The organism is Brevibacillus brevis NBRC 100599 (assembly GCF_000010165.1).
GTDB lineage: Bacteria > Bacillota > Bacilli > Brevibacillales > Brevibacillaceae > Brevibacillus > Brevibacillus brevis_D.
On sequence record NC_012491.1, the window covers coordinates 2860958 to 2873863 of the forward strand.

General features: G+C 45.7%; 12 protein-coding genes. 9 read left to right on the top strand and 3 right to left on the bottom strand.

What is annotated here, in order from left to right; translation table 11 throughout:
* Window positions 1-110: 110 nt before the first annotated feature.
* Both BBR47_RS14080 and BBR47_RS14085 read right to left on the bottom strand, forming a co-directional pair.
* Complete coding sequence (locus tag BBR47_RS14080) at window positions 111-476, bottom strand: ArsR/SmtB family transcription factor (RefSeq protein ID WP_015891069.1); 366 nt, start codon at window positions 474-476, stop codon at window positions 111-113.
* Window positions 477-911 (bottom strand): SRPBCC family protein, encoded by a 435-nt coding sequence (locus BBR47_RS14085; RefSeq protein WP_015891070.1) that lies wholly within the window; start codon window positions 909-911, stop codon window positions 477-479.
* A gap of 251 nt (window positions 912-1162) precedes the next feature.
* Between BBR47_RS14085 and BBR47_RS14090 the strand changes: the two genes are divergently transcribed.
* From BBR47_RS14090 to tyrS, 9 genes are all read left to right on the top strand, one after another.
* Window positions 1163-2638 carry a protein adenylyltransferase SelO gene (locus BBR47_RS14090; RefSeq protein ID WP_015891071.1) on the top strand — a complete coding sequence of 492 codons (1476 nt, stop codon included), beginning with the start codon at window positions 1163-1165 and terminating at the stop codon, window positions 2636-2638.
* A gap of 105 nt (window positions 2639-2743) precedes the next feature.
* A complete protein-coding gene (locus tag BBR47_RS14095) occupies window positions 2744-3562 on the top strand; it encodes a hypothetical protein (RefSeq protein ID WP_015891072.1) in 819 nt (272 codons plus the stop codon).
* A gap of 110 nt (window positions 3563-3672) precedes the next feature.
* On the top strand, window positions 3673-4635 hold the full coding sequence (locus tag BBR47_RS14100; protein WP_015891073.1) for an AAA family ATPase: 963 nt from the start codon (window positions 3673-3675) through the stop codon (window positions 4633-4635).
* A gap of 14 nt (window positions 4636-4649) precedes the next feature.
* On the top strand, window positions 4650-5288 hold the full coding sequence (locus BBR47_RS14105) for an RNA ligase family protein (RefSeq protein ID WP_015891074.1): 639 nt from the start codon (window positions 4650-4652) through the stop codon (window positions 5286-5288).
* Between the two features lie 135 nt (window positions 5289-5423).
* A complete protein-coding gene (locus BBR47_RS14110) occupies window positions 5424-6485 on the top strand; it encodes a suppressor of fused domain protein (RefSeq protein WP_041749841.1) in 1062 nt (353 codons plus the stop codon).
* Between the two features lie 29 nt (window positions 6486-6514).
* The gene (locus BBR47_RS14115) at window positions 6515-8179 is read left to right on the top strand and encodes a DUF6138 family protein (RefSeq protein WP_015891076.1); all 1665 of its coding nucleotides are present in this window, start codon (window positions 6515-6517) and stop codon (window positions 8177-8179) included.
* Window positions 8180-8352: 173 nt separating this feature from the next.
* A complete protein-coding gene (locus BBR47_RS31580; RefSeq protein ID WP_231850596.1) occupies window positions 8353-8523 on the top strand; it encodes an ATP-binding cassette domain-containing protein in 171 nt (56 codons plus the stop codon).
* A 97-nt stretch (window positions 8524-8620) separates the two neighbouring features.
* Window positions 8621-9190 carry an ATP-binding cassette domain-containing protein gene (locus BBR47_RS30350; RefSeq protein WP_015891078.1) on the top strand — a complete coding sequence of 190 codons (570 nt, stop codon included), beginning with the start codon at window positions 8621-8623 and terminating at the stop codon, window positions 9188-9190.
* Between the two features lie 267 nt (window positions 9191-9457).
* Window positions 9458-10720, top strand: a complete 1263-nt coding sequence (gene tyrS / locus BBR47_RS14130) for a tyrosine--tRNA ligase (protein WP_041749844.1) — start codon at window positions 9458-9460, stop codon at window positions 10718-10720.
* Between the two features lie 64 nt (window positions 10721-10784).
* Here the strand turns inward: tyrS and BBR47_RS14135 are convergent, their stop codons facing one another.
* Entirely contained in the window at window positions 10785-12899 is a 2115-nt protein-coding gene (locus tag BBR47_RS14135) for a hypothetical protein (protein ID WP_015891080.1), read from the bottom strand.
* Between the last annotated feature and the right edge of the window lie 7 nt (window positions 12900-12906).

Here is a 12906-nt window from a genome sequence, read left to right on the forward strand (position 1 = left end):
CAGACTGTCGAGCAACCGGCAGTCTTTTTTCTATCCATACTGCCTGATCAAAGAAAACCCTCTTGATCTTTGGTCAATCGATCAAGAGGGAAGGCATGACAAACTATTTCCTATTTTTGATCTGGTTCCGACTGCAAGACAGTTAACGTCGTATCTCCATCGGTCTCCACCAGGTGCTTCAACATAGACAGCTTATTGTTCCAAAACTGCTCGTAAAAGGAAAGCCACTGTTTTACTTCTGTCAGGGGACCGGGATGCAAACGATAGATCTTCTCACGACCAACCTTATGTCCCGTAACCAAGTCTGCGTCAGCAAGTATATGAAGATGCTTGACTACAGCCGTTCGGCTTATGGGGAAATGAGAGGTAATTGCTGAGATCGGCAATTCGTTTTCAGCAAGCAAGCGAAGCACCTCTCGACGAGTAGGGTCAGCGATCGCTTGAAATACATCAACCTTTTCTGCTGAGGCAGACATTTAGCCTTCCACAACCTTTTTCAGACGCTCATGAACAATACCAACCCAACCCTGATTCATCTTCTCGCGAATCATTGCGCTCTTCGCGTTTGCTTTTTCGATGATCTCATCTGCAGCTTTCCATCCACCATGAATGAGGGTAAACTCCGTTTTATCTCCCAGGTCTTTTAAAAGAAAAGAGACAACCCAACCGTCTGTATCCCAAGCAAAAGAAAGGCGATGTGGTGCTTCTACTTCCAGCACTTTGCATGGAGAAGGGCCAAAAGGGGATTGGATATGAAACTCATGACCAACTACAGGCTGAAAGTCATTTGGCATAAACCAAGCTGAGATGGCTTCCGCAGTGGATACCTTCTCCCATACCTTTTGAATAGGGGCGTCGAAAACGATGGTTTGCTTAATATCTTCTACGGTTTGTTGATTGTTCTGTTCCACGATAAAATCTCTCCGTTTCGTAGTGAAAAATATAACACCTTTTGGTTTTGCTTTTATGATGATATAACACCTTTTGGTTTTATGTAAATGGTATTTTCCCCCTAACTCATGAAAGATATTCGGTGAGGAGTGCGCGAAAAATGTGCGAATGTGCTCCTATCTTGCATGAAAAGGGTATAATAAATTGGCAAAATGTATCATGCGTACAATTACCTCCATGCAAATAACGTCAATCGATAAAAGGAGATACAATGACTGACAAAAAACCAACAATCGAACCAGGATGGAACTTCGATAACAGCTATACAACGCTGCCAAAATCGTTTTTTTCTAGGCTCAATCCACCGCCAGTACGTTCGCCAAAGCTTGCCATTCTCAATGAACGTTTGGCAAAATCACTAGGGCTGAATGTCGAAGCTCTGCAAAGCGAAGAAGTCATAGCCATGCTCGCGGGTAACAAAACCCCGGAAGGCGCAATGCCTCTCGCTCAAGCATATGCGGGGCATCAGTTTGGCCATTTTACTATGCTAGGCGACGGTCGTGCTCTCCTGCTTGGTGAGCAGATTACGCCTACAGGCGAGCGCTTCGATATCCAACTGAAAGGTTCAGGCAGAACACCTTATTCACGCGGCGGCGATGGTAGAGCAGCCCTTGGCCCGATGCTGCGCGAATACATCATTAGCGAGGCCATGCATGGGCTCGGAATTCCTACGACTCGCAGCCTTGCAGTAGTGACAACCGGCGAGTCTGTCTATCGCGAATCCGAGCTGCCTGGTGCCATTTTGACGCGTGTCGCAGCCAGTCATATCAGAGTAGGCACGTTCCAATTCGCGGCAAGATTTTGTTCCATAGAAGATCTCCGCGCGTTAGCTGATTACACATTGCAAAGACATTTTCCAGAGATCGAGACAGAAGAAAACCGCTATCTCCTCCTACTAAAAGGGGTCATCCAGCGTCAGGCAGCGTTGATTGCCAAGTGGCAGCTTGTGGGCTTTATCCATGGGGTCATGAACACCGACAACATGGCGATCAGTGGCGAAACCATTGATTACGGCCCTTGCGCTTTCATGGACACCTATGATCCTGCAACGGTATTTAGCTCTATTGACGTTCAGGGCCGCTATGCTTACGGAAATCAGCCGTACATTGCTGTCTGGAATCTTTCTCGTTTTGCGGAAAGCTTATTGCCGTTGCTGCATGAAAATGAAGCGCAGGCAGTGAAAATAGCCGAAGATGTCCTTGCCGAATTTAGCAAGCTGTACCATAGCAATTGGCTCACAGGAATGCGGGCAAAGCTCGGTTTGTTTAACGAAGAGGAGCAAGACGAAGCGTTGATCGAGGGTTTGCTCAACATGATGAAGGAGCACCGTGCAGATTATACGAATACATTTCGTGCTCTCACGCTTAATCAACCAGAAGAGACTGTGCTGTTTGGCACGAGCGAATTCACGGAATGGCATGAGCAGTGGAAAGCACGACTAACGAGACAGCCAGAAGACACCGACGCGGTACAACAGGGAATGAAAAAGAACAACCCGGCAGTCATTCCGCGGAACCATCGGGTAGAAGAAGCATTGGAAGCAGCATGGAAAGAGGGGGACTACACGGTGATGGAACGGCTCCTGACAGTCCTTTCTGATCCCTATGCGTACACGCCTGAACAGGTAGAATACACGACTTTACCAGCGGAATCAGCACGTCCTTACCAAACGTTTTGCGGTACCTGATAGCACGCAATCAGAGTCCAACGATCTTTTACACGTTGGACTCTTTTTTCATACGTCCGCTCTGCGCTAAAATATGGAAAGCTGAAGAAAAAGGAGAATCCCTTTATGGATAAAAAAGCAAAGCAAATCTTGATGAAGACATTTTGGAGCAGCAACGGCTGGAAGAGTCGCCCATACGATTTTTCGGGAGCAGATTTTGAATACGCAAAAAGCAAAGGTCTCATGTTTGACCCGCTAACGATCAGTCACGAGGAATGCATAGATAACATCATTGCTTTGCATGAAAAAGTGACCAAAGAGCAAGTTGCCATAGCCTTTTTACACAGTCTCTCGACGCGAAAGGTGTATCTGCGCAGCGCCTTGTCTAGTTGGTCCTTGACGGAGCATTTGACGGCTCATACGTTTGAAAGTAATGCAGGGAAGTATACAAATCCAGAAAACGGTACCTATTTTGCCATGTACGGGGACTGCCATAAATGCGACCGTTACTATATTGCTGGGCGAGAGCTATATACCGACGAAGATTTGAATGTCCTGAATTTTGAAAGAATCAAGTGGGGCGGCATTCGCCTGAACTATCTACCGTACCTCATGCTTGATCTGGAGCTAGTGAGCAAAGAAGACAATCTTACGGTACAGGAAGAAGATGTAGCCATCCTCCGTCAGGTGCTAGCCATCATCGCCAGCAGTGAACCAACCGATGCCGCTCGTCAACTGGAGAAGCGCCTCCAGGGTGTTTTTCCATCTAGCAAGAACGAACGGGATGTCTTCATGGAAATTCTTGCATCCGCTGGGATCTTGGCTCCAAGCAAGGACAGACCAGGACGTGGCGGGAAGAATGACTTTTTCGCCGTCGTGAACTGGCGGGGGGAAGATAGCTATTCCGAGCAAGCTGTCCAGAACTTCTTTGGTCCGTGGCTGTAAAGAACGGAAAATCTAGGAACAAAGAAGGGTGCCATCCATACGCGAAGTGTGTATAATATTGGAAAAGCATGTCGAATAATTTGTTTTCATTGAAAGGAGGTGAGATATAAGTGAAAAAGAAATTAATCGTCCTGTCAGGCATTGCGGGCAGTGGCAAAAGCAAGTGGGCGCAAGAAATTGCCAAAAAGGAACGAGCTATCATCGTGTCTACGGATGAAATTCGCCAGAACTTATTCGGTGATGAGCGAAAACAAAAAAAGTCGGCGCAAGTATTTTTTGAGGTTTATTCGAAAATCGCAACGGAGCTGGCGAATGGAAGGAATGTCATCTTAGACGCAACCAATATTGACAGAGAGAAGAGAATGAAGGTCCTGGCCAAATTTCCCGATGTCCAGAAGGAATGCTATTACGTCGATGTTCCCTATTCCGTTTGCCTAGAGCGCAATAAATCCCGAAAGAGAACCGTGGACGAATACATCTTGGCGAAGATGCGGAAAAACTTCCATTTTCCCATCAAGAATGAAGGCTGGGATCACATTCATCTCTTGCACGAGCCAGTTCCATATGACATTGAAAAAGAAGAGTTCGTTCAATTGCTTCAAAACGAACCCTCCTATGAAGAGCTGTTCGACAGGCTGAATGCCATTCCGATCTTCAAAGAGATGTATCAATTTAATCAGGAAAACCCTTATCATCAGTACCCTTTGTGCAAGCATACCTATCATGTTTTCGATTATGTAAACGCCTTTTACACGGAAGATGACAAATTTCTCATGCAAGTGGTCGCCTTGTTTCACGATACAGGAAAACCATTTTGCAAAACCTACAAGCCGATGAAAGGCCATTACTCCTACTTCGGACATGAGCATGTATCTGCACAAATTGCTTGCCATTTCTTAAAAGAATTAGGATTCGACGATGATTTTATTTTCGAAGTCGTCAACTTGATTCAAATGCACATGAAGATTAACTACGGAACGCAGCAAGATATTTCCGAGATTTATCATTTATTGGGCGAAGAGTACCTGTGGAAGCTGTACTTCTTCAAGGAAGGAGATGCTTATGCCAAATAAGGAGGTGAATAACGTTGTTGAAAAAATATCCGAGAACCTTTCATTTACCCTGGTCAAGAAGTAGAACCGACGATGATAAAATCTTGCGAACGGTTAGTCATTTCGAGGGAAAAGAAGTAGTCGTGACAGAAAAGCTGGATGGAGAAAATACCACGCTGTACCGAAACTATATCCATGCACGGTCACTCGATAGCAAAGATCACGCGTCCAGGCATTGGGTAAAGATGCTGCACGGGACGATTTCGTTTCATATCCCGGAAGGCTGGCGAGTTTGTGGGGAAAATGTATATGCGCTGCACTCCATCTATTACGGACATCTAACGAGCTATTTTTACGTGTTTTCGATCTGGAATGAAAACAATGAATGCTTGTCGTGGGATGAAACGGTAGAATGGGCCGAACTACTTGGCTTGGAAACAGCACCTGTCTTATACAGAGGGATTTGGAAGGAAGAGACCGTAAAAAGTTGCTACACCAAACAATCTGTCTTCGGTGGAGAGCAGGAGGGGTACGTTGTACGAGTAGCGGAGAGGTTTCCGTACGAAGATTTTAAACACTCTGCCGCCAAGTTTGTGCGCAAGAATCATGTGCAAACCGACCAGCATTGGTTATCGAAGCCAGTCGTTCCGAATGGGATAGCACAAACCTATTAAAGACTTTTGAATAGAAGGGAATGAGGACGATGTAATTTGCTAAGTGGTATTGACCGTCTACTAGAGTATCCAAATTTCATTTTGGCTATTGTTAAGACAGTCAAGATATGGGAGGCACGAGAGATGAGTGAAGAAATGAACGAAGAAATGATGTCAGCGGGCTGGGATGCCATTGATCAGGAGATGAGAAAGATTTATGGAGAGCAGGAGCCCAAGCATTACGGCACGCTTATCTCGTATGCGCTGGGTGGAAACGATCCATTGGATGGAATAAGCGCCTATATATCGGACGAGCCTAACCCGCATTGGCATTTTGTCACGTATGGATTTACCGAATTGTATGAAAAAGAGTCCGAGAATGAAGAAGAAAGCGGTTTTGGCTTTGAATTGACGTTTCGATTGGCACGAAAGGACGACGAGGAAGAACCGCCTGCCTGGGCGCTGAATTTGCTTCAAAATATGGGGCGTTACGTCTTCAACACGGGCAATGTGTTTCAAGCAGGTGATCATTTGGATGCAAACGGTCCGATATGCTTGGGCGCCGATACCCAACTGACTGCGCTCGCTTTTGTGACAGATCCACAGCTTGCCGAAATGGATACGCCGAATGGGCGGGTGCAATTTTTGCAAATGGTTGGGATCACAGGTGATGAACTCGATGCGATGATGGCTTGGAATACTCGTGGCGTACTTCAATCTGGCTTGCCGTACATGCCTTTCTACATAACCGATCTCGAGCGGGATTCTCTCCTTCGCCATTCTACGGTAACTGATGCTGTTCAAAAAGGAATGGAACAAGAAGGCTCCAGCACTGCTTATTTGTTCGTCAGCCAGCTTGGATGGGAGCCAGGAAAAAATGGCTTCTTGAAAAAAACGCCTTCGACCTTGAGGCTGGGAGCTAAGCAAGCGGAAGTCATCGGAAAAATTCTCCGCGGACGTATGCGCAAAGGGGAAAGCCTGAGCCTTGTGGGACCTGATGTCCGCGTTGTATTTGAGGCAGGAGAGAAGCCAGCGTGTATTCCAGGAGAGGACGTCATTCGATTTGTTCTCGATGATGCGACAACGCTTGCGCTTACCAAGCAGTTGCTTCCAAAGGAAAGCAGCTTTGAGATTCCTTCCCTGAAAGGAATTGCCATTAATATTGTGAAAACCAATATTACCGATAGCGAGGGCAATGTCGTCAAAGTCATCGGTTAAGGTGTTTTGGCAAGGAGGAGAGTCAGTCAATGAATCAGGCAGCAGAAGCATTTCTAAACGAAGTATGGACTTCCATCCAAGAAATTTACCAAAAAGAGAACCAACGGATCAATGAGATCAAAGACTGGAGTCTACTGCAGGCAGGGGTCAAAGACTACCTGAGAGTGGCGTGGAGAAAAGGAAAGCTCAATTGGGCCAATGGCAAAATCCACATCGATGTCCATGAACCATTCAGCTGGAGTGACGACTCGTACAAATACGAAGCGGGCTCTTATATCGAGGAGCTTACAGAGGAAATCCTCATGCAAGAGTTTTTTCCCGCACTGTGTGATCGAATGGAAGCCTTGTTCCATTCCACCGACTATGATTCTCACTTTTTTAATTACCGCTTTGAGCTCGTCTTCGAATTCGAGTGGAAACAATCGATGCAATGCCATTCTCGCCATTTCATAAACGAGCGAAAACGCGAGAGTCTAAAACAAGTACTGGATCAATTTATCGAGACAAAAATTAAAGCGGAGCTTCCTGTACGTCCGAAAGAAAGAGACGACTTCTTCTTCGCTCATTGTCTCGTCAATCCCGACTTGATGGAACAAAAGCAGGAAATTATCGAACCGCTCATCCAGCGTCTTAGCGAAAAGCTGCGCTCTAATAAAGAACGCGGTGATTCGTGGACGTACCATTCTGCCGTGGCTTTAAAAGGATGGGCGGATGAGCGTTTTTTAGTCAAATTTTTTGATCGTACCGGGCATTATGGAATGGACTGGGTTTTGAAACCCGAGCAGGAGCGTCAGGAACCAAAAGCAGAGGAGCTGGACTTTTTCCTATACGTCGCTCTCGCAATAGGTAACAAGGAACCTGACACCCGCAAGAAGTTTTTGGACCTCGCTGTTCAGCTTGGCTCCAAGCGGGCTACGGACTATGTAAAACGTGGCAGCGGTCGCTTTGAAAACGAGTATAAAAGCAGTCTGATTCAAGCAAAAGCCAATGACGTTTTACAAGCGATCGACATCCGTATCGTGACTGAGGAAGAAGCCGCCTACGGTGAAGCCATCGATTTTATCAACGGACTCTTGCGTGAAGGCTTTCCGAAAGGGTACAAGCTCAAGCTGAAGAGTAGCGAAAAGCACTACCTGCCCGTAAAAAAGCTGGCGAAGTCAGGTCTCCACCAGTTTTTTGCCAATGCTTCTCGTTATCCTGCCTTATATCCGAAAATCGCCGAATATGCGGAGCTTGCGATGGAAGAGTTCGCATGGTACGGGGATGTAGAGCCCAGTGAAAAATCCGTCATGCCTGGCACCTATGCGGTATTGGCTCTCGGGTTGTCTAGCAGCGATTATTTTCCACTCTTTCGCCGCTATATGGAGCTGGTCGACACGGAGCATCAGTCTGCGCAGGACGATTTTGCCCTAGCTTTTATGGAGGCGCATGGTGTAACCGTAGAGAATATGCCCGTACTCGTCTCTCTGGTGCTTGGCAGTAGCGACTCGGCGAAGCCTTTGAAAAATATCACCATTGATCGTGCCGAACTGGTGGATTCACTCATAGAGGAGCTTGCAGCGATGGAGGATTACCATCGGGAAAGCGTTATTTATCGCCTTTTCGGCGGGAACAAAAAGCTCGCACAGGCAGTAAAAAAGGAATCTTCCCCCCTCAAAGACAAGTTTGCCCAATTGCTAGCCTTGGTCGAATAGCTTCATTGACAATATTTAGAAGACCATTATTTTTCATATAGTGATTTCTAGTACGAGAGCAAGATGCTTCTGTTTATTGGACAGGAGCATCTTTTTTTGTTGTCAAAAAAGGGTTGATACAGATGAACAAAGAGTAAATGACGAGAAACGTAAAAACGAAATGGGGAATCCACATGGTTGAACTGCACAATATCACGATTACCACCAAAAAAGACGACAGGACTCTCATTCAAAACTTGCATTTGACCCTGCAAACCGGTGACAAGATTGCCATCATCGGGGAAGAGGGAAATGGAAAAAGCAGCTTATTAAAATTGATATACGCGGAACAAATGATCGCATGACGTTTGGAATAAGGTAGAGCATCAACATCGGAACGTTTCCCGGTCAGATCCGCGTCTGCAAAAGAAAATCAAGTCTCTGAAAAATCAAAGAGAGCGCATGGAGAAAGCATCGGAAACGTTTGTAGAGGCTCCAAGTGTGGAAGAAGCAAGCGAATTCCGATTTGATTCTGCGGTACATGTGCCAGGCAGTAAACAAATCATCGACTTTTCATTGGGAGGATTGCAAATAGCGAACAAACAGCTATCAAAACAGATTCATTTATCGATCAAGGGGCGAGAAAAAGTTGCGATTATTGGAGAAAATGGGGTCGGAAAAACCACGTTGTTGAAAAAAATCATGGATGAGCTCGTCCAGCACTCGTCATTCAAGATCGGTTATATTGAATTCTTGGATAGAACGGGGAATAAAGCTGCGATTACAAAAGCGTATACACATTTAGGGAATATGAAATTTACAAAAGATGAGATGCATCAACCTATTCAGAACTTGTCTGGGGGACAGAAAGCGAAATTGCTCTTGTTAAAAATGATTTTGGATCAGTGCGGGTCTCACGAAAATAAAATAAGGGATCGTAGCGGAATCCTTGCTACATGGTTGACATTGCTATTTGAATTCAATATACTGACTTTAATTTCATATGAAACATACATTGAAAGAGCCCAGTAGCAGCTTATTCCCTGTCCTAGAAAGCCGGGGGTTGATGGAACCCGGTACACAATAAGCGAGCGAAATACACTCTGGAGTATCTCGGGTAATGCCGAGCGGAATCGCGAACGATAACTCGCTACGAGTGGCATGAATGGCCTGCGCAAGCGCTTGGGTCCATTGGTGCAAGATGGGTGGTAACACGGTTATTCAATCGTCCCTATGTCTACAATAGACAAGGGGCGATTTTTTGTTTTTTACCATAGGAGATTGAAGGAGTGTATGGCAGTGAATATTATCGACGAACTCGAATGGCGCGAAGCCGTCAATCAGCAAACAGATGCAGAAGGGCTGCGAGAATTAACGAATGAAAAAGCAGTCTCGTTATATTGTGGTGTCGATCCAACAGGTGACAGCATGCATATCGGTCACTTGATTCCGTTCATGGTACTGAAACGCTTCCAGCTTGCTGGTCATCGCCCGGTTATTTTGATCGGTGGTGCAACAGGTACGATTGGCGATCCGAGCGGCCGTCAATCCGAGCGTTCTTTGCAAACACTGGAACAAATTCAGGAGAACGTCGACAAACTTACCGCACAGATGAAAAAGCTGTTCATTACAGAAGGCGACAACCAAATTCGTTTGGTGAACAACTACGACTGGACGCACAAAATCAATGTTATTGAATTTTTGCGGGATTACGGGAAAAACTTCAGCATCAATACGATGCTTGCCAAGGATGTTGTGTCGAGCAGACTGGAAAGCGGTATTTCGTTTACGGAGTTTTCCTATCAAATTCTGCAATCGCTGGATTACCTGCATCTGTACAAACATGAAGATGTTCAGCTGCAAATCGGCGGTTCCGACCAATGGGGCAACATCACGAGCGGTCTCGATCTGATCCGCAAAAAAGAAGGATCAGAAGCAAAAGCATTCGGTCTCACAATTCCTCTGATGCTGAAGGCAGATGGTACGAAATTCGGGAAGACAGCAGGAGGAGCCATCTGGCTCGATCCAAACAAAACAACACCATTCGAATTCTACCAATTCTGGGCGAATACCGATGACCGCGATGTTGTGAAATACTTGAAATACTTTACGTTCCTCTCCAAAGAGCAAATTGAAGAGCTGGCGGAAAAAGTACAGTCTGAGCCACATAAACGCGAGGCGCAAAAAGCGCTGGCTGAGGAAATGACGAGATTTGTCCACGGCGAGGAATTGCTGGAGCAGGCGAAGCGCATTACAGCAGCTTTGTTTACTGGAGATATTAAATCGCTGTCGGCAGATGAAATCGAGCAAGGCTTCAAAGAAATGCCGACATTCGAATCTACCCTCGAAACGAAGAACATTGTCGACTGGCTCGTTGAGATCGGCATTGAGCCATCCAAACGTCAAGCACGTGAGGATATTACAAAAGGCGCTATCTCCATGAATGGCGAGCGCGTAACCGATTTGGAACTGGAAGTAACACCAAGTCTTGCTATCGGCGGCCGCTTCATCATTATCCGCAAAGGCAAGAAAAACTACAGCTTGGTAAAATTGTCTCAATAGATAAAGGAATAAGAAGCTTCCCTGGAAAAATGAAGGGAAGCTTCTTTTTGTATTTGTTTTCCTTTTATTTCGGGAATGCAATGCTATCCAATTTGTTTGCAGCAATGATAGCAACTGCATTCGGCTCCAGATCGAACCAAAAGATAAGATCGCCATCCGCTTTCTTTTGTGACGGCTTCATCCCGTTCACATAGACTTCCGAAGCTTTTGTCGCCATGGAAAGACTAGAAATCTTGTGCTCGCCACGATTGTGCAGAATGATAGAGCCGTTTGGTGCATATTCCATTCTGACTTGAGAGAGGGCGAGCCAATAATCCATGATTTCACGTACGGTTGTCAAATGCAATTGGCCCTGATCGCGCAGCGTTTCCATTCGCTTCAGCAAGCGGTCAAAATCGGGATGGATGATCCAGTTTCCTTGGGCATCTCGAATGATAAATTTCCCGCCTTGCTTTTTGGATGGAAATCTCGCCAAGTAGGTATGGTTGATAAAAACCCCACGATTTTGAATGAGCTGCTGGAGATTTTGCTCCCGATACAGGTTTACTGAATACTCTGGAATAATGGCTGCCGACCATGAATAAAACGGGCCAGTCACTGTCGGATGCGACCAATAGAGAGGAGTGCGCAGGGAGTCGCCTTTTTGGGATTGGTACAGATCAAGACCATTATTGGGATTGGCGATATCTTCTGAGCTGTAGTGCCAAAAATAGGATGTGCCGTATTTTTTCCACTGATGCGCCAAGTAATTCGCAGTTTGGATGTCAAGTGCGTTAAAGGCAAAGCTAGACTTCAAATACCCATGGTCAATCCATGTGCGGCTTTGGAAGTGATCTTTCATTACTTGCAAAGCATCTTCCGTAGTCTTTTGATAGTGCCTGATTTCGTAAGGATAGAGGGTATGTAGACCAATATCATCGCCGTTCCGATTCAGATCATCCAGAAACTGCAAAAATTCTGGACTTTGCGCAATGGCGACATTGATAGGCGATTTCGCTTGAAAATAAGGATTCGAGTAAAACACGCTTTTCGTAACCGGAATTCGGTGTTTGACAAAACCGCCTGTCGCTTGTGCCGACGATGAAATCTTCTCGGAACCGAAATAAACAGCCCGATTTGTTTGCAGCGTCTGCTCATCAGCATGCTCTGTCCATACATGTGTCGCCAAAAAACCTGAAGGCTGACTCATAAATCGTGGCATGAGCTTCGGTTGATACCCAACTACTAGCGAGAAGGAATTCGTCCGTACATCGTTTGCGCGATATTCGGAAGCGTGGCGGACTTTTCCGACCTGATTCGTGGAGGTTTGCTGTACGTATCTGTGATCGTTCATGTGATCCAGATTCACGATAAGCTGTTTTTGCGTTGTATTCAATTCAAGTGAAGACACGTTGGGGGCATGGTACAAAAAAGCTGCTTGCTTCCCTTGACCAAATTTCGCACCTTGGTGATCCAGCCAGTAAGAAGCTTGGAATTTTTTTGTGTCCACTTTCCGATTCTTGCGATATACCTCTGTTACATTTTGCTTGAATTGCAGGGCGAACGTTTCACGAAAAACCTTTGCCGCTCGCTTGTAGGTGGTTTTTACAGTGATATCGATGGCTGGGCTATTTTTTTGCAATGCATATTGGGTTGAAACCACTGCAATCGGGGTATGACCAGTGACGATGACTGTGTTACCAGTGGCAGTCTCCCGGTGTTCCACCTTTACATCATCCCACTTACGAACCCAGTGGCTGCCCCGTTTGATAAAAATGTTCCGGTCGATTACTTTCGTCGTTGGTGGAGAGAAATACAAATCATTTCCACGGACGGAAGTCACTTTCGCCTGATGAACAAGCGGAGCATTCATTCTGCCGCCAAATGATTCGGATCGAATTTCGATGGCTGCGCCTGGTTGAAATGGTGGGCTTTGATCCAACGTTATTTGTTTGGATCCTTTCGGAAGAGAAGGAGTCATCGAATTATAAATGGTACCATATTCGGCTTGGTATTGAATGGAAGAAAGGATTTCGTTTTTTGCCAAATCGGTAATGCGGACATTGCCATTCTCATCCCAGCTAAAAACGTAATATGGATTTTGAATGGTGGATTCCTTCGCGAGCGTAGGTATTGGAAAAGAAAGTACGAAGAAAAGCAATAATAGAAAGTGAATGACGAAAAACCTTTTTTCCAGCATGATTTTC